Origin of the sequence: Streptomyces inhibens, assembly GCF_022221585.1 — a bacterium.
Taxonomy (GTDB): Bacteria; Actinomycetota; Actinomycetes; order Streptomycetales; family Streptomycetaceae; genus Streptomyces; species Streptomyces inhibens.
This window is the reverse complement of the sequence record NZ_CP084681.1, coordinates 7,520,370-7,538,765: the sequence shown is the minus strand read 5'-3', so window position 1 is coordinate 7,538,765 and position 18,396 is coordinate 7,520,370. Positions and strand designations below refer to the sequence as shown.

At 69.9% G+C, this 18,396-nt stretch carries 10 protein-coding genes and 3 pseudogenes; 4 read left to right on the top strand and 9 right to left on the bottom strand.

Features of this window, described 5'->3' with window-relative positions; translation table 11 throughout:
* Positions 1-160 precede the first annotated feature (160 nt).
* The 3 genes from KI385_RS33865 (at position 161) to KI385_RS33855 (ending at position 4,015) form a co-directional block, all read left to right on the top strand.
* The gene (locus KI385_RS33865; protein WP_238575866.1) at positions 161-1,381 is read left to right on the top strand and encodes a thiolase family protein; all 1,221 of its coding nucleotides are present in this window, start codon (positions 161-163) and stop codon (positions 1,379-1,381) included.
* Complete coding sequence (locus KI385_RS33860; protein WP_238575865.1) at positions 1,378-3,510, top strand: 3-hydroxyacyl-CoA dehydrogenase NAD-binding domain-containing protein; 2,133 nt, start codon at positions 1,378-1,380, stop codon at positions 3,508-3,510. Before KI385_RS33865 ends, KI385_RS33860 begins: the two co-directional genes overlap by 4 nt.
* 106 nt (positions 3,511-3,616) lie before the next feature.
* Positions 3,617-4,015 (top strand): PIN domain-containing protein, encoded by a 399-nt coding sequence (locus KI385_RS33855; protein WP_238575864.1) that lies wholly within the window; start codon positions 3,617-3,619, stop codon positions 4,013-4,015.
* A 14-nt stretch (positions 4,016-4,029) separates the two neighbouring features.
* On the opposite strand, the pseudogene KI385_RS44695 reads toward KI385_RS33855, so the two are convergent.
* The 3 genes and pseudogenes from KI385_RS44695 to KI385_RS33845 all read right to left on the bottom strand — a co-directional run.
* Positions 4,030-4,157: pseudogene (locus KI385_RS44695) on the bottom strand (IS256 family transposase); the annotation flags it as partial.
* A pseudogene (locus KI385_RS33850) lies at positions 4,137-4,367 on the bottom strand (IS256 family transposase); the annotation flags it as partial. The pseudogenes KI385_RS44695 and KI385_RS33850, both read right to left, overlap by 21 nt.
* 674 nt (positions 4,368-5,041) lie before the next feature.
* The gene (locus tag KI385_RS33845) at positions 5,042-6,004 is read right to left on the bottom strand and encodes a helix-turn-helix domain-containing protein (protein WP_238575863.1); all 963 of its coding nucleotides are present in this window, start codon (positions 6,002-6,004) and stop codon (positions 5,042-5,044) included.
* Between the two features lie 91 nt (positions 6,005-6,095).
* On the opposite strand from KI385_RS33845, the gene KI385_RS33840 reads away from it, so the two are divergent.
* Positions 6,096-10,322, top strand: a complete 4,227-nt coding sequence (locus KI385_RS33840) for a S8 family serine peptidase (protein WP_281066932.1) — start codon at positions 6,096-6,098, stop codon at positions 10,320-10,322.
* Between the two features lie 167 nt (positions 10,323-10,489).
* Here the strand turns inward: KI385_RS33840 and KI385_RS33835 are convergent.
* The 6 genes and pseudogenes from KI385_RS33835 to KI385_RS33810 all read right to left on the bottom strand — a co-directional run.
* A pseudogene (locus KI385_RS33835) lies at positions 10,490-10,792 on the bottom strand (transposase); the annotation flags it as partial.
* 159 nt (positions 10,793-10,951) lie between these two features.
* Positions 10,952-12,478: an amino acid permease gene (locus KI385_RS33830; RefSeq protein WP_238575862.1), complete on the bottom strand. Its 1,527-nt coding sequence runs from the start codon at positions 12,476-12,478 to the stop codon at positions 10,952-10,954.
* Positions 12,479-12,675: 197 nt separating this feature from the next.
* Positions 12,676-14,646, bottom strand: a complete 1,971-nt coding sequence (dxs, locus tag KI385_RS33825) for a 1-deoxy-D-xylulose-5-phosphate synthase (protein WP_238575861.1) — start codon at positions 14,644-14,646, stop codon at positions 12,676-12,678.
* Positions 14,647-14,935: 289 nt separating this feature from the next.
* Entirely contained in the window at positions 14,936-16,243 is a 1,308-nt protein-coding gene (locus tag KI385_RS33820) for a sugar ABC transporter permease (protein WP_238575860.1), read from the bottom strand.
* A complete protein-coding gene (locus KI385_RS33815) occupies positions 16,240-17,040 on the bottom strand; it encodes an ATP-binding cassette domain-containing protein (RefSeq protein WP_238575859.1) in 801 nt (266 codons plus the stop codon). Before KI385_RS33815 ends, KI385_RS33820 begins: the two co-directional genes overlap by 4 nt.
* Positions 17,041-17,252: 212 nt before the next feature.
* On the bottom strand, positions 17,253-18,299 hold the full coding sequence (locus KI385_RS33810) for a substrate-binding domain-containing protein (protein WP_238575858.1): 1,047 nt from the start codon (positions 18,297-18,299) through the stop codon (positions 17,253-17,255).
* Between the last annotated feature and the right edge of the window lie 97 nt (positions 18,300-18,396).

Here is an 18,396-nt window from a genome sequence, read left to right as displayed (position 1 = left end):
GCATTCGGGCCGCATCCGCCACACATCTGTCCGGTGTGACCTTCACCGCTCCGGGCGGTGGGGGTGTGCAGCCTGGTTACCCGTAAGTAGCATGTGGGTGTGAAGCGTCCCTGGGGGGCGCCCCGCAGCAGTGCCATCCCGCACCTGGAGGAGAGCCAACGTGCCTCGTACCGCTAGGGACGTCGTCTTCGTCGACGGCGTCCGCACCCCGTTCGGCAAGGCGGGCCCGAAGGGCATCTACCACGAGACCCGCGCCGACGATCTCGTCGTGAAGGCCATCCGGGAGCTGCTGCGCCGCAACCCGGCCCTGGACCCCGCGAAGATCGACGAAGTCGCCATCGCCGCCACCACCCAGATCGGCGACCAGGGTCTGACCCTGGGCCGTACCGCCGGCATCCTCGCGGGCCTCCCGCAGTCCGTGCCCGGCTACTCCATCGACCGCATGTGCGCCGGTGCACTGACCGCCGTGACGGCCACCGCCGGCTCCATCGCCTTCGGCGCGTACGACGCCGTCATCGCGGGCGGTGTCGAGCACATGGGCCGGCACCCCATGGGTGAGGGCGTCGACCCCAACCCGCGGTTCGTGAGCGAGAAGCTCGTCGACGAGTCCGCCCTGTTCATGGGCATGACCGCGGAGAACCTCCACGACCGCTACCCGCACATCACCAAGCAGCGCGCCGACGAGTACGCCGTGCGCTCGCAGGAGAAGGCGGCGAAGGCGTACGCGAACGGGAAGATCCAGCAGGATCTCGTCCCGATCTCCGTGCGGAACACCAACTCCGAGGTCGGTGAGACCGGTTGGGGTCTGGTCACCGCCGACGAGCCGATGCGGCCGGGGACGACCCTGGAGAACCTCGCCGGGCTCAAGACGCCGTTCCGTACGCACGGCCGCGTCACGGCCGGTAACGCCGCCGGTCTCAACGACGGCGCCACGGCCTCGATCATCGCCTCCGAGGACTTCGCCCGCGAGCACAACCTCCCGGTGAAGATGCGCCTCGTCTCGTACGCCTTCGCGGGCGTCGAGCCCGAGGTCATGGGCTACGGCCCGATCCCGGCGACCGAGAAGGCCCTCGCCAAGGCCGGTCTGTCGATCGAGGACATCAACCTCTTCGAGATCAACGAGGCCTTCGCCGTCCAGGTGCTCGCCTTCCTCGACCACTACGGCATCGCCGACGACGACGAGCGCGTCAACCAGTACGGCGGCGCCATCGCCTTCGGCCACCCGCTGGCCTCCTCCGGCGTCCGTCTGATGACGCAGCTGGCCCGCCAGTTCGAGGAGCAGCCGCAGGTCCGCTACGGCCTGACCACGATGTGCGTCGGCTTCGGCATGGGCGCGACGGTCATCTGGGAGAACCCGAACTTCGACGGAGGCAACAAGTGAGCACCACCACCGCCGAGCTTCTGAAGGGTGCGGCCGAGCTGTTCCCGGACGAGGTCGTCACCCAGGCGCACGTACGCCACCTCGATCTGCCGTTCGGCGCGGGCAGGTTCGCCCTCATCACGCTGGACAACGGCTTCGACCACACCAAGCCGACCACCTTCGGCCCGGCGTCGCTGGCGAACCTCAACCTGGCGATCGACCAGGTCGAGAAGGAGGCCGCGGACGGCGACATCGTCGGCGTCGGCCTCACCGGCAAGCCGTTCATCTTCGCCGTCGGCGCCGACCTCAAGGGCGTCGAGCTGCTGAAGAAGCACGAGGACGCGCTGGCCATCGGCAAGGGCGGCCACGAGGTCTTCAAGCGGCTGTCCGCGCTCGCCGTGCCGACCTTCGCGTACTACAACGGTGCGGCGATGGGCGGTGGCGTCGAGGTCGGTCTGCACTGCTCCTACCGGACCGTCTCCAAGGCGCTGCCGGCCTTCTCGCTGCCCGAGGTCTTCCTCGGTCTCGTCCCGGGCTGGGGCGGCTGTGCGCTGCTGCCGAACCTGATCGGCGCGGACCGTGCGGTCTCGGTCATCATCGAGAACTCGCTCAACCAGAACAAGCAGCTCAAGGGCTCGCAGGTCTTCGAGCTCGGGATCGCCGACGCGATCTTCGAGGGCGCGGACTTCCTGGAGCAGTCGCTGATCTGGACGGCCAACGTCCTCAAGGGCGAGGTGGCCGTCGAGCGTCCCGCGATCGACCGTGGCGAGGCCTGGGACCAGGCCGTGGCGCGTGGCACGGCCATCGCCGACGGCAAGGTGCACGGCGCCGCCCCGGCCGCCTACCGCGCGCTCGACATCATCGCCGCCGCCAAGAGCGGTGACCTCCAGGCGGGCTTCGACGCCGAGGACCAGGCCCTCGCCGACCTGATCATGGGTGGCGAACTGCGCGCCGGCATCTACTCGTTCAACCTGGTGCAGAAGCGTGGCAAGCGCCCCGCCGGTGCGCCCGACAAGAGCCTGGCGCGCCCGGTCACGAAGGTCGGCGTCGTGGGTGCGGGCCTGATGGCCTCGCAGCTCGCGCTGCTCTTCCTGCGCCGCCTGGAGGTGCCGGTGGTCCTCACCGACATCGACCAGGAGCGCGTCGACAAGGGCGTCGGTTACGTCCACGCCGAGATCGACAAGCTGCTCGGCAAGGGCCGTATCAACCAGGACAAGGCCAACCGCCTCAAGGCCCTGGTCTCCGGTGTCCTCGACAAGGCCGAGGGCTTCGCCGACGCCGACTTCATCATCGAGGCGGTCTTCGAGGAGATCGGCGTCAAGCAGCAGGTGTTCGCGGAGGTCGAGGCGGTCGCCCCGGCGCACGCGATCCTCGCCACCAACACCTCCTCGCTGTCCGTCAGCGAGATGGCCTCGAAGCTGAAGCACCCCGAGCGGGTCGTCGGCTTCCACTTCTTCAACCCGGTCGCGATCCTGCCGCTGCTCGAGATCGTGCGCGGCGAGAAGACCGACGACGCGTCGCTGGCCACGGCCTTCGGTGTCGCCAAGAAGCTGAAGAAGACCGCCGTTCTCGTCAAGGACGCCCCGGCGTTCGTCGTGAACCGGATCCTGACCCGCTTCATGGGCGAGATCCAGAACGTCATCGACGAGGGCACCTCGGTCGAGGTCGCCGAGAAGGCCGTCGAGCCGCTCGGTCTGCCGATGTCGCCGCTGGTGCTGCTGGAGCTGGTCGGCCCGGCCATCGGTCTGCATGTGTCGGAGACGCTGAACGGCGCCTTCCCGGACCGCTTCAAGGTCTCGCCGAACCTCAAGGCCGTCGTCGAGGCCGGCAAGCGCGGCTTCTACGTCTACGACTCCGGCAAGCCGGAGCTGGACCCCGAGGTCGCCGCCCTCCTCAAGCAGGGCGACTCGGTGCTGACCGAGGACCAGGTCCGCGACCGCGTGCTGGACGCCGTGGCCCAGGAGATCGGGCTCATGCTCGACGAGGGTGTCGTCGCCGAGGCCCAGGACATCGACCTGTGCCTGATCACCGGCGCCGGCTGGCCCTTCCACCTGGGCGGCATCACGCCGTACCTGGACCGTGAAGGTGTCTCCGAGCGGGTGACCGGCAAGAAGTTCCTGGCCCCGGGCGTGGCGAGCGTGCCCGCGTAAGGGCGCAGCTGATTGCGGAATGCGCGGGCCGGCTCGGCGGAGCCGGCCCGCGCATTCGTGCATCCGGGGCGCGGGCGGTGGTGCCCCGGCGTGGGAGGGTTGCGGCATGGATTCCTTGGTCATTGTCGATGGCGCGAATGTCGTCGGCTCGGTGCCCGACGGCTGGTGGCGGGACCGGCACGGTGCGGCGGAGCGGCTGCGCGACGCGCTGCCCGGGTACGCCGCGGACGGGCTGCCGGGGCTGCTCGCGCCGCCCCTGGAGATGGTCCTCGTGGTGGAGGGCGCGGCGCGCGGGGTGACATCCGTCGAGGGCGTACGCGTGGTGTCCGCGGGCGGCAGCGGCGACGACCGGATCGTGGAGCTGGTGGCACAGGAAGGCGGCGGGCGGGACTGCCTGGTGGTCACCGCGGACCGCGGGCTGCGGGAGCGGGTCCAGGCGCTGGGGGCGCGGGTGACCGGGCCGCGGGCGGTGTGGGGGCGCGGTGGCGGGCGCGGCGGGGCGTAGGGCCGGCACACGGCTTGGACGAGGTGGCCGCCTTCGAAGCGGGCTCCGGCGCGGACGAGGGCGACGAGGTGGGGGCGTTCACAGCCCGCCGGCGGTCCTGGGCGGACTCGACAAGCTTGAAGACCATGGCCAGTCCGGCTGCGGTGGTGATCGGCCTGGGCCGGTGGTAGCCGTTGCGCACCACCAGACGCCGCCCGTTTTCGTCCCGTTGTTCGGTCAACTCGGCGCTGTAGGCGTTGACCTCGGCCTCCAGCGCTGCGGCCGGCATCCGCCTCGCGCCCTCGCGGACGATCTCGTCCAGCAGCGAGCTGCCGCTTGATGTGCTGCCCTCCCCGTTGACTACCGTAAGCACGGGCGTGCTTCCCGACCGACGCTGCAATGTCGGCCTTGCTCGATGACCTATCGATCAATCCATCGGGAAGGTGCGCCTCCTTCCGTCACGCCGATCCACAAGTCCTGAGCATTGCTCATCTTCGACCGGCTGGTCAGTGAGTACGGCGCGGTCGACGTTTCGTACGGGATCGTCCGTGCCTACGTTGCGGAGAGCCGGATGCTCGGCCAACGGGCACGTTCGATCACGGTCGTTCGGCGTCAGCCGGCTTGGGTGAAAGCACCGTCGGTGAGGATAGGCACCGTTTCGCAGTCATCCAGCTTGGCCGCGACCGCGACGTCGTCGGCGAATCCTCCCTGGGTCACTTCGAGCCTCGGTGAACAGGTAGCAACGGCGTGCGCGATATCGGGATCTCCGCGAAGGTGGTCCGTGCGGCGGCGGCCTCGGGAGACAGCGGACCGACTCCTTGCCATCGCGGAGCCATTGGGGGACAGAAGTACCAGTCGAGGGGTGAACGGAGCTCGGCGCGATGCGGCGGGTGCCAACGACCAGGCACTCGAGCGCGGCCTCGACCTCGATGTCTTCCAGCCACAGGTACGGGTCTTCATCAGTCACAAGCCGAATGGTGCAGGCATGGAACGCGCGCCGAGACCACATCCACTCCTTGCCGCCCCACCTGCTGCCGGCGTGCTGTCTCACAACCAGCCGCGGCGGGCCGCGATCACTCCGGCCTGGAAGCGGTTGGCGGCGCCGAGGAGGTCGTGCAGACGGCTGATGCGGCGTCGCATGGTGCGGACGGAGCAGCCGAGCTGGCGGGCTACCGCCTCGTCCTTGAGGCCGCTGACCAGGAGAGTGAGGACGAGTCGGCCCTCCTCGCCGAGGGGGTCCTCGGCGGGGGCGTTGAGGGGCAGGGCCTGCTTCCAGCACATTTCCCAGTAGCTGGTGAGGGCATCGAGCAGGGTGGACGGGCGGATCACCGCGGCGCGGACGTCGTTGAGGTCGAGGGAGAGCGGCATCAGGGCGAGCTTGCGGTCGGCGATGGCGAGTTTGATGCCCAGGCCGGGCAGGACGCGGGCCTGTTCGCCGTGCCGGACCAGCTCGCGGACGTCGTCGAGGACGCCAGGCCATTCCAGGGCCTCGGGGGCGTAGACCGCGCGGTATCGTACGCCGCGGCCGAGCGCCGTCGCCTCCACCGGGTTGGAGGTGGTCAGGGCGTACGGCGGCCGGTCCAGGGTCATCACGTCCTCGTGGGCCTCCTGCTGAAGGCGGACGAACCAGCGGCCGAGCGCCTCGCTGCCGGTGGTGATCTCCACCTCGTCCTCATAGGTCGCGCCGGTGCGCGCGGCGGTGAACAGCCGGGACAGCTCGTCGGCCGCCGAACGGACCCGCTCCAGCTCATTGCTTCTGGCCCGCACCAGCGCCTCGACGGCGGCGCCCGGCTCGATCGCGGCGTACCGGCGGCGGGAGCCGGCGAGCCGGCCGACCATCCCATGGTCGCGGAGCCGGTCCAGCGCCCTGGCGACGCGCTCGGCCGAACAGCCGAGATCCGCGGTGAGTTCGGCAGGCGCCGCCGTCCGCCGGGTCAGGACGGCGCGGTAGACGCTCTCGTCGAATGGATCGATGCCTGCCGCCGTGAGTTGCGGTGTCTCGGGAGTCATGGACGGATGGTGGCCCAATTGTGCCAGCGGCAGCAATGGGCCACGGAGATCAGTTGTGCGTCAAGTGCCCTCACCACTAGGACCTTTACGCATGGCAATGAAGTCACGAAGATCGCGTCATGCCGCCCTCGCCGCCGTTGTTCTCGCCGGCACGATAGCGGTGACACCGGGTGCCGCCGACGCGTCCACTCCCGGCCCGTCGCAACGAGTGCTCGTCGAACTGTCCGGGAACCCAGCGGTCACCGCCGCGCCCGGTGGATCGCTGCTGTCCGCCGAGGCCGCCCGCGGCGTCGGCGCCGCCCGCCGCGCGCTCGACGCGCGGCAGGAGACGTTCCTCGGCTCGGCGAAGAGCGCTGGGCTGCACCCTTCTGCGACCCGCAAACTGGGTCTGTTCATCGATGCCGTGGCAATGACGGTGCCCACGTCCGAGGTGGGGCGGCTGTCCTCGCTGCCGGGCGTCACCGCCGTCCGCCCCGACACCCGGGTGCTGACGAAGACGGACGTGAGCGTGCCGCTGATCGGCGCACCCGACGTCTGGCAGCGCAAGGACCCGGCCGGAAGCCGCGTCACCGGCAAGGGGACCACCGTCGCGATCCTGGACAGCGGCGTGGACTACACCCACCCCGACCTGGGCGGCGCACTCGGCAAGGGGCACAAGGTCGTCGGCGGGCACGACTTCGTCAACGCCGACGAGGACCCGATGGACGACAACGGCCACGGCACCCATGTCGCCGGCACCATCGCGGGCAAGGCGGCCGAGAAGGGCGGCGTCACCGGCGTGGCGCCCGACGCGAATCTGCTGGCCTACAAGGTGATGGACGCCGACGGCTCCGGCTACACGTCGGACATCATCGCCGGAATCGAGGCGGCCTCCGATCCGGCCAACCCACACCGCGCCGATGTCATCAACATGAGCCTCGGCGGCCCCGGCGACGGCACCGACCCGCTGGGCCGCGCCGCGACCGCGGCCGTACAAGCCGGCGTGGTGGTGGTGGCCGCGGCCGGCAACGACGGACCGGGCACGGGTAAGGTCAGCAGCCCCGCAACGGCCGACGGCGTGGTCGCGGTCGGCGCGTCGACAAGCAATCTGCGGCTGCCCAGCGCCTATCTGGCCGGCAAGAAACCCGAGTTGATCCAGACCTACCGCGGCATCCTGTCCGCGAACCCGCCGGAGCACCCCGTCACGGCGCCGCTGGTCGATGTCGGCGAGGGCACCGCCGAGGACTGGAAGCGGGTCGGCGACGTACGCGGAAAGATCGTACGGGCCGAGATGCTCATCGCCTCCGAAACCCAGTACCTGACGGCGAGCGCCGTGGAGTGGGCGAAGGAGGCGGAGAAGCGCGGCGCGATCGCCGTGCTGGCCGGCCTGCCTTCCAACGACGGCCCGGTGTTCGCCGGAGCACCGGGAGAGGTCCGGCCGCCGGAGGTGAACCCTGAGCCGGGAGTGGCCCAGGTGCCGTCCTCGTCCGCGCGGATCGACGCCTCCGGCGACTCGCTGCGCATGGACCACCTGGTGGTCATGGGCATCGACTCGACCCAGTACACGGAGTTGAGCGCCCGACTCGCCGCCGGGAAGGTCTCGGTGACGCTGCGCGGCACCGACACCACCGACCGGATCGCTTCGTTCTCCTCACGCGGTCCCGCACAGGACTTCGGTTTGAAGCCCGATCTGGTCGCACCGGGCGTGGAGATCCGCTCCACCGTGCCCAAGGCACTGTACGGGCCCGGCCAGTACCGCATGTCGGGCACATCGATGGCGACCCCGCACGTCGCCGGCGCTGCGGCCCTACTGCGCCAGCTGCATCCCGGCCGGGCGCCTGCCGAGATCAAGGCCGCGTTGGTCGGCACCGCGAAGCCGCTGAGCGGCAGCGGGCTCACGACGCAGGGCTCGGGCCGGCTCGATGTGGCCGCGGCCGCCTCGGCCACGGTCAGCGCCGCGCCGGCGTCGGTGTCGTTCGGACTCGCCGATCTGTCCCGGCGTCACGTCGGCGGAATCGCGAAGGTGACGCTGCGGAACTCCGGCAAGCGGCCGGTCGCGACCTCGCTGCGGACCGACGGTCCGGCCACGGTCTCGGCGAAGCGGGTCACCATACCGGCCGGGGGGACCGCGACCGTCACGGTCTCGCTGCGCGTCGCCCGACCGACGGCCGACACCGAGATCAGCGGCCGTCTCACGGCGACTCCCGACCAGGGATCGGCGATCAGGGTGCCCTACCTGCTCGCCGTCCGGTATCTGGCCGTCCAGGCCGCACCCGACCCGAGCGACGGTCACTCGACCGTGCACATCGCCCCGCCGACCCGGCTGGCCGCACCGCCGGTCGTCACCGTCACTCCGCCTCGCGGCAAGGCCGTCGACGTCACTTCCACGCTCGATCCCGCCAGCGGCTACTACCGGGCCAAGGTGACCGGCAGCGTGGCCGGCGCCTACCGGGTCTCGGTTCGCGGCACCGCTGGCACCGGGCAGCGGCTCACCGGCGCCGGCGCCTTCGAGGTCACCCCGGTCGACAGCCGCAGGAACCGCTGGAAGCCGGTAGGTCCCAACAGCCAGGCCGGCTCCATCGCCCTCTCGTCGAGCCGGCCGAAGCAGGCCGTCCTCACCCAGTACCAGAAGGCGGCTCCCTGGCTGACCACCGACAACGGCGCCTCCTGGCGCCAGTTGGGACGACTGCCTGTCGCGGACGGCACGGGTCCGCTCGTGGTGGACGCGAAGAATCCCGACCGCTGGTGGTACGCCGTGAACAGCGTTCACGACGGCACTCGCCGGGGCGCCATCCTGCGCACCGATGACAACGGGCGGACCTGGCGCACGCTCGACGTCCCGGACACCCGCATCGCGGCGCTCGCCGCCGATGAACGGACCCGCACCCTGGTCGCGGTCACCTCGGACGCACTGCTGGTCAGCACGGACGCGGGCGACCACTGGACGACGTATCCGACCGGCGTCACCGGCGGCATCACCGCCGCCGCCGTCACCGGTGACACCCTCTATATGACGACGTATCACGGCGTCTGGGCTCGCTCCGGCATCGGCTCGGGCAACCCCGGCAAGGCACGCCTGCTCTTCGACCCGTCCGGCGAGACCGTCGGCGGGCTGGCCGCCGACTCCTCGGTCGTGGCGGTGTATGTCCCGGGCCGGGGAGTTGTCGGTTCCCGTGACGGCGGGGCGACCTGGACCACCCTGCTGTCCATGCCGAACGGCGGCCTCCGCCTGACCATCTCGGGTGACGACCTGCACCTGAGCACACTGTCCGGCAGCGGCCGTCTCAGCCGCGACCACGGGCAGACGTGGACCACGGTCGCTGCGCCGTCGCGCGCAGCGGTACCGATGGACTACGACCGTTGGGCCGACGGTTCCGTCACCGTCTCCAGCGAGCAGGACGGTCTCTACCGGGGTGCCGCGGACGGCACCGGATATCGGCGGATCGGCGTCCAGGGACTGACCGTCAACGATCTCGCGGTCAGTGACGGCCGTCTGCTCGCCGCCACCGACAGCGCGGTCTACCGCACCGCCCTTCCCGTCGCGAGCCCGGAGTGGGGCCAGTCGGGCGGCGAGGGCAAGAGGGGTGTCACCGTCTCGCAACTTGCCGTGTCGGCCAAGGATCCGAAGGTGATCTGGAAGGTGCGGCGCACCGCGTTCGGCTCATTCACCGTCGAGCGCAGCGGCGACGGCGGTGCCACCTGGGAGAAGAGGGGCAGTTCGGCGGAGGTGCCGACGGCGCTCCTGGTCCACCCCGCCGACCCGAACCGGGTCATGGTCAGCTTCCGAAGCCTTCTGGGCCAGGGGCTGTTCGCCACCAGCGACGGCGGCGCGACGTGGAAGAACCTCTACCACGAGCGCTCCTTCGACACCATCGCGGGCGACCCCGCAAATCCGCTGCGCCTGTGGCTCGGCAACACGGCCGGTCTCTACCGGTCTGACGACGGCGGGGTGACGGTCACCAAAGTCGCCGACGGCCCGGTGACCGCGATCGACCTCGACGGACGGCGCCTCGTCGTCGGCGGCGAGAGCGTCCGCGTCAGCACCGACGGCGGCCGGACCTTCCGCACCGCGGACACCGGCGCTCTCGCGATCCATGTCTCCGATCTGCTCCGGGTCGAGGGCACGCTCTACGCGGCCACCACCAGCTCCGGGGCCAGCGGCCTCCTGCAAGGCGGCCGCGGCGTACTGCGCAGCACCGACCACGGTCTGAGCTGGCACAACATCTCAACCGGCCTGCAGAACACCGACACCACCAAACTGGCCGCGAGCCCCGACGGCCGCACGCTCTACGTCGGCACCGTCGACGGCGGCGTGCACCGTCTCAACCTGCGCCACTGATCACTACGGACCGGGCGCCCGGACGGAACCTCCGTCCGGGCGCCCGGTCCACGCGTTGACGCGGCCGGTGGATCAGCGCAACGACCACGACGGCCGGGCCACCCCATCGCGCCGTCGCCGACGACCGGTTCGGGGTCGCGCATGCCGCGGCGGCGACCGTCGCGCAGCAGGTCGGCCCAGGAGAACCGCTGCCGTTCGCCGGTGGCCTCATCGACTCGCCGGTCGTTGACCCGCGGGGCTTTCACCTCGACCGCTCCGGCGGCGGTGGCCACGGTCCGGGGCCGGTGGTGGCCGTTGCGGACCACCAGGCGACGCCCGGCTTCATCGGTCTCGGCAGCCGGCTCGGCCATGTACTGGTTGACGTCCGCCTCCAAAGCGGCGGCCAGCATCCTGCGCGCGCCCTCACGGACGATCTCGTCGATCAAGGAACCGGACTGGGTAGCACCGTCGTCGGTGACTACGCTGAGCACGGGCGTGCTTTCCCGGCCCGCGCTACGAACGCGGGCCTACTCGGTGACCATCACAGGATCATTCGGGAAGGCACGCCCTCCGCGTGCCCTCCCGGAGCCGATCCACAAGTCCAGAGCATTGCTCACAGAAGACCGGGGCAGGCCTACAGCGGCCGGACGTCAGCGTTCGCGAGCCTGCCGGTTGCGGATGCCGAGGCGGCTGTGCGAGCGCCCGTACAGGAAGTAGATGCCGAAGCCGGCCACCATCCAGATCGCGAACCGGAGCCAGGTCTCCGCGGGCAGATTGAGCATCAGCCACACCGAGGCCAGCACCGAGAGCACCGGCACCAGCGGCACCAGCGGGGTGCGGAAGGAGCGGTGCAGATCGGGCCGTGAGCGGCGGAGCAGGACGACGCCGACGGCGACCACGACGAACGCGAAGAGTGTGCCGATGTTGACCAGTTCGGCCAGCTCGTCGATCGAGGTGAAGCCGGAGACCACGGCGACGACGACGCCCAGCGCGACGGTCGACCGGTAGGGGGTGCCGTACTTCGGGTGGGCCAGCGAGAAGACCCGCGGCAGCAGCCCGTCCCGGCTCATCGCGAAGAACACCCGGCTCTGGCCCAGCAGCAGAATCATGCAGACCGAGGTCAGGCCGACGGCCGCGCCGAAGCTGATCACGCCCGCGAAGAACGGGTGCCCGAGGTCCTTGAAGGCATCGGCGAGCGGGGCGTCGGTGGAGAGCTTGCTGTACTTCTGCATGCCGGTGACGACGACCGACACGGCGACGTAGAGGATCGTGCAGATGGCCAGCGAGCCGAGGATGCCGCGTGGCACATCGCGCTGCGGGTTGCGGGTCTCCTCGGCGGCGGTGGCCACGATGTCGAAGCCGATGAACGCGAAGAAGACCACGGCCGCCGCGGCGAAGATGCCCATGGTGCCGAAGTTGGACGGGGCGAAGCCGAACATCAGCTGGGCCAGCGGCGCGGCCAGTCCGCCGCCGCCCGCACTGGGCTCGCTGGGCGGGATGAACGGCGTGTAGTTGGCGCCGGTGATGAAGAAGGCACCGGCGAAGATGACCAGCAGGACGACGGTGACCTTGATCCCGACGACCACCGCCGTCACCCGCGAGGACAGCTTCATTCCGAGCACCAGGATGCCGGTCAGCACCAGCACGAGGATGAAGGCGAGCAGATCGAAGCCGAAGTGCCCCTCGTGGGTGCCGGACAGGCCGACAGGCAGATGCCACCCGGCGCTGTCGAGCAGTGAGCGGATGTAGCCGGACCAGCCGACGGCGACCACCGCACAGCCCAGGGCCAGTTCCAGGATCAGGTCCCAGCCGATGATCCAGGCCGGCAGCTCACCCAGCGAGGCGTACGAGAAGGTATAGGCCGATCCGGCGACCGGCACGGTGGAGGCGAACTCCGCGTAACACAGCGCCGCCAGCGCACAGACCACGCCCGCCACGACGAAGGACAGCGCGACCGCGGGCCCGGCCTGCTCCTTGGCGATTTTTCCGGTGAGGACGAAGATGCCGGTGCCGATGACGACACCGACACCGAAGACGGTCAGATCGAGCGCCGACAGGGACTTTTTGAGCGTGTGCTCCGGCTCCTCGGTGTCCAGGATCGACTGCTCTACAGTCTTTGTCCGGAACAGGCCGCGATCGCGGCGTGAATCGTGTGGTGTGCCGTGCTGTGTGCTCATGGGCGAACCTCCGCCTGGACGACCCTCGCAACTCTCCTGAACTGACCGAGTCTCCGCAATGTCAGGAAACAGTCAGCCTCGGCGGGCCTCCATGCGGTGGGGATTCACCCGATGGGGCGCGGCAGCGGTTATGCCGATGGGCCGGACGGAACATCCATACGGATGACCGGCCCGGCCCATCGTCGCCGTCCGCGGAATCAGTCGCGGGCGACCTCGGCCGGCTCCGACGCGCCCTTGGCGCCGGCGGCCGCCGGGGCGTCCACGGTGTCGGCGGCGTCCTCGGCACGGTTGTCGATCTTGGCGACCAGGCCGGTCACCTGGCGGGCGATGTCCGGCGCGGTGAGCCCGATCTCCGCCATGACCTCCTTGCGGGAGGCGTGGTCGAGGAACCGCTCGGGGATGCCGAAGTCACGCAGCGGCAGATCCACCCCGGCGTCCCGCAGCGACTGGGCGATGGCCGAACCGACGCCACCCGTACGCGAGTTGTCCTCGACGGTGATCACCACGCGGTGCCGGTCGGCCAGACCCGGCAGCGCCTCGTCGACCGGCTTGACCCAGCGCGGGTCCACGACGGTCGTCGAGATGCCCTGCTTGTCGAGGAGGTCGGCGATCTCCAGGCACATCGGGGCGAGTGCGCCGACGGAGACCAGGAGGACATCCGGCCGTGTGACGCTCTCGGCGGGCTTGCGCAGGACGTCCATGCCGCCGACCCGGCCCACGGCCTCGACGGCGGGGCCGACCTTGCCCTTGGAGTAGCGCACGACGGTCGGGGCGTCCTTGACCTCGACGGCCTCGCGCAGCTGGGCGCGCACCTGGTCGGCGTCGCGCGGCGCGGCGATCCGCAGACCGGGGACGACCTGGAGCAGGGACATGTCCCACATGCCGTTGTGCGAGGCACCGTCGTCACCGGTCACCCCGGCCCGGTCCAGGACGAAGGTGACACCGCACTTGTGCAGCGCGACATCCATCAGGATCTGGTCGAAGGCGCGGTTGAGGAAGGTGGCGTAGACCGCGAAGACCGGGTGCAGACCGCCGGTGGCCAGGCCCGCCGCCGATACGGCCGCATGCTGCTCGGCGATGCCGACGTCGTAGACCCGGTCCGGGAACGCCTTGGCGAACTTGCCCAGGCCCACCGGCTGCAGCATGGCCGCCGTGATCGCCACGATGTCGTCGCGCTCCTGGCCCAGCTTGACCATCTCGTCGCCGAAGACGGAGGTCCAGCTGGCACCGCCGGAGGACACCGGCAGCCCGGTGTCCGGGTGGATGACGCCGATGCCGTGGAAGCGGTCCGCCTCGTCCTGCTCGGCGGGCTTGTAGCCGCGACCCTTCTCGGTGAGGCAGTGCACGATGACCGGGCCGCCGAAGCGCTTGGCACGCTGGAGCGCGGACTCCAGGGCCTCCAGGTCGTGGCCGTCGATCGGGCCGACGTACTTCAGGCCCAGGTCCTCGAACATGCCCTGCGGGGCGATGAAGTCCTTCAGGCCCTTCTTGGCGCCGTGCAGCGTCTCGTAGAGCGGCTTGCCGACGACCGGGGTGCGCTCCAGGAGGTCCTTGCCACGGGCCAGGAAGCGCTCGTAGCCGTCGGTGGTGCGCAGGGTGGCGAGGTGGTTGGCCAGGCCGCCGATGGTCGGCGCGTAGGAGCGCTCGTTGTCGTTGACGACGATGACGAGCGGGCGGTCCTTGGCGACGGCGATGTTGTTCAGCGCCTCCCAGGCCATTCCGCCGGTCAGCGCGCCGTCACCGATGACGGCGACGACATGGTCGTCCTTGCCGCGCACCTGGTTGGCCTTGGCCAGGCCGTCGGCCCAGCCCAGGACCGTCGAGGCATGGCTGTTCTCGATGACGTCGTGGGCGGACTCGGCCCGCGAGGGGTAGCCGGACAGGCCGCCCTTCGTGCGCAGTCCCGAGAAGTCCTGACGGCCCGTAAGCAGCTTGTGGACGTAGGACTGGTGTCCGGTGTCGAAGAGGACCCGGTCCTTGGGGGAGTCGAAGACACGGTGCAGGGCGATGGTCAGCTCGACCACGCCCAGGTTCGGGCCGAGGTGTCCGCCGGTCTTGGAGACCGCGTCGACAAGGAAGGTACGGATCTCCCCCGCCAGCTGCTCGAGCTGCTCCGGGCCCAGTCGGTCCAGATCGCGCGGTCCCCTGATACGGGAAAGCAACGCCACCCCTGCCTCCTTGCTGCTGTGGTCGAGCTTGCTGCTGTGAGCGAGCCTGCTGCTGTGAGCGAGCTTGCCGATCAGATGAGTCTAATGTTGCGTCTTCGGTGGCGACGCCCGGGCCTCGCGATGTATGTCACTCGGGTGACACGGGCTTTCGGCCGACGGTGTGGTGCGGCCGCACACGCGGACCGGCCCCCACCGGATCATTGCCCGGTGGGGGCCGGTGCCGTCGGCTGCCGACGGGCGCGGTTCAGGCGCGCCCGCTGCGCCGATGCCGTCGGACGACGGCCGGTGCTCAGGTGCGCCCGGCGGTCTTCTGCGTCCGGCGGGAGACGGAGTCGATCACGACGGCGGCGAGCAGCACCGCACCGGTGATCATGTACTGGATCTCACTGGCCATGCCGAGCAGGTTCAGGCCCTGCTGGATCGACTGGATGACCAGCATGCCCAGCAGCGCGGACCAGATCTTGCCCCGGCCACCGAAGAGGCTGGTACCGCCGATGACGGCCGCCGCGATGACGTTCATCAGGGTGTTGCCGGAGCCCAGGTTCTTGGTGGCGCCGCCGGAGAGGCTGGCGATGAACAGTCCGCCGAACGCGGCGAGCATGCCGGAGATGGCGAAGACGCTGATCCGGATCTTGTGCACATTGATACCGGCCCGGCGGGCCGCCTCGGCGTTGCCGCCGACCGCGAAGATCTGCCGGCCGTAGGTGGTGCGGCGCACCACGAAGTCGGCGATGACCAGGACCGCGAGGAACAGCACCAGGGCCAGCGGCAGACCGCGGGCACCGGCCGGCTCGTTGAGGACGTAGGCGACGACGAAGGCGATCACCGCGACCACGCCGGTGCGCAGCAGGATCTCGCTGAGCGGCCGGGACGGCAGCGCGGCGGCCTTGCGGCGCTTGCTGTCCAGCAGCAGCGATCCGGCGTAGGCGAGGACGGCGACCAGCGCGAGGCCGTAGCCCGCTGCCTTGTCCTCGAAGTAGTAGCCGGTGAGGTTCTCCACCACACTGCCGCTGGGCGTGTTGATGGAGCCCTCGTTGCCCATCATCCAGATCTGCAGGCCGCTCCAGCCGAGGAAGCCGGCCAGCGTGACGACGAAGGCCGGCACACCGATCTTGGCGAAAAAGAACCCGTGCAGGGCGCCGATGGCGATGCCCGCGACGATCGCGATCAGGACCGCGAGCCAGTCGTTGACGCCGTTGGTGACGCTGAGTACCGCCCATACGGCCGCGCCGACGCCCGCCACCGAGCCGACGGAGAGGTCGATCTCGCCGAGCAGCAGCACGAAGACGATGCCGACGGCCATGATGCCGAGGCCGGAGGTGTAGACACCGATGTTCGCGATGCTGTCCGCGGACAGGAAGCTGCTGTTCTTGAGCTGGAAGACGACCGCGATGACGATCAGGCCGATGATGACCGGCAGCGAGCCCAGCTCACCGCCGCGCACCCGGCGCTTGAAGTCGTTGAGATAGCCGGTGAAGCCCTGTTCCCGGACGAGCAGCCGGGGGTCGACGGCGGCCGGCTGCGGGGTGTCGGCGGCGGCCGGTGCCTCGGTCGTCGCCTGCTCTTCGCCGGCGGGCTGCTTGGTGAGGTCGCTCATGCTCCGGCCTCCTTCTTCACCTGGTTCGTGCGCGCCTTGCGGCGGGTCACGGCATTGTCCGAGGCGCCGGTGATCGCGGCGATGATCTCTTCGTGGGAGGTGCCCTCGACGTCGAAGACACCGTTGTTGCGGCCCAGCCGCAGCACCGCGACCCGGTCCGCGACGGCCTGCACATCGGCCATGTTGTGGCTGATGAGGATGACGCCGAGGCCGCGCTCACGCAGCCGCTCGACGAGGTCGAGGACCTGGGCGGTCTGCTCGACGCCGAGGGCGGCGGTGGGCTCGTCGAGGATGACGACCTTCGGGTCGCCGATCAGCGCACGGGCGATCGCGACGACCTGCCGCTGACCGCCGGAGAGCGCCGCGACGGGGATACGGACGCTGGGGATGCGGATGGACAGGGTGTCCAGCAGCTCCTTGGCGCGCTTCTCCATCGCGATCTCGTCCAGGACGCCCGCGGTGCGGATCTCGCTGCCGAGGTAGAGGTTGGCGACGACATCGAGGTTGTCGCAGAGCGCGAGGTCCTGGTAGACGGTCGCGACGCCGAGTTCCTGGGCGTCGTGCGGCTTGTTGATGCCGACCGTCTTGCCCTCCCACTCGATGGCGCCGTCGTCCACCGGGTGGACGCCCGAGATGGTCTTGACGAGCGTGGACTTGCCGGCGCCGTTGTCGCCGACGAGGGCGACCACCTCACCGGGGTGGATCTCCAGGGTGACGTCCGTGAGTGCTTGGACGGCGCCGAACCGCTTGGAGATTCCGCGCAACGCCAGCACAGGCGTAGCGGACACGTGAATCATCTCCTTCGCCGCCGTCACAACGGCGGGGATGGTGGTGCATGGAGCAGGGGGGCTTGCGAGGTCCGGTCCGGTGCACACGCCCGGGACGGGGTGGCACAGGGCGGGTGGCGGACCGGGGCCGGGGCCGCGGGCGATGCCGCGGGCCCCGACTGACGGGTGGCCGGGGGCCTGGGGCCGGGGGGCCGGGGGCCTGGGGCCGGGGCCCGGGTGCCTTACTTGATGCCGGCCGCCTCGCAGGCCTTCTTGACGTCGCCGGTGCAGATCTGGCTCGCCTTGTAGACCTTGTCCTTGATGATCGTGGAGGCGATGTTGTCCTTGGTCACGATCTGCGCGTCGTAGAGCTTCGCCGGGATGCCCTTGACCTCGCCGCTGAGGCTGTCGACCTTGGTGGACGTCAGGGAGTCGATCTTCTCGCCCTTGAGCAGCTTGACGGCGATCTCGGCCGTGGAGTCGGCCTGCGGCTTGATCTGCTTGTAGATCGTGAACGCCTGGTCGCCCTTGAGGAGCCGCTGCAGGCCCGCGAGCTCGGCGTCCTGGCCGCCGACCGGGACCTTTACGCCCTTCTGCTTGAGCGCGGTGATGATGCCGCCGGCCATGCCGTCGTTGCCGGAGTAGACGCCCTGGAAGCCGTCCTTGCCGAGCGAGTCGAGGGCCGCGCCCATCTTCCGGTTGGCCTCGTCCGGCGACCAGTCCGGGATGTCCTGCTCGTAAGCGATCTTCTTGACCTGCTTGTCGAGGACGCTGTGGGCGCCCTTCTTGAAGAACGGCATGTTCGGGTCGGTCGGCGAGCCGTTGATCATGACGACATTGCTGTCCTTGGCCTTGTCGCCCAGCGCCTTGACCAGTGCCTGGCCCTGCAGGCGGCCGATCTTCTCGTTGTCGTAGGAGACATAGGCGGAGATGTTGCCCTCGGCCAGCCGGTCGTACGCGACGACCTTGACGCCCTTCTTGGCGGCCTGGTTCACCCAGGACTTGGTGGCCTTGTAGTCGACCGCGTCCAGAATGATCACCTTCACGCCCTGGGTGATCAGCGCGTCGAACTGCTTCTTCTGGGTCTCGGTCTCCTGCGCCGCGTTGTTGTACTTCACCGTGCAGTCGCTGCACAGCGCCTTGATCTTCGCCTCCATGAGCGGGCGGTCGAAGGTCTCGTAACGCGTGGTCTTGTTCTCCGGCAGCAGCAGGCCGATGGTCTTGTTGTCGCCACCGCCGCCCTTGGCGCCGTCTCCGGCCTTACCGCAGGCGGCCACGGAGAGCGCCATCGAAACGGCGGCGGTTCCTATAACGACGCGACGCGTCCAAACGTTCATTGGGGTTGCCTCCCTGACGAGGCCGCGTCGTTGCGGCCGAGGTGGCTGG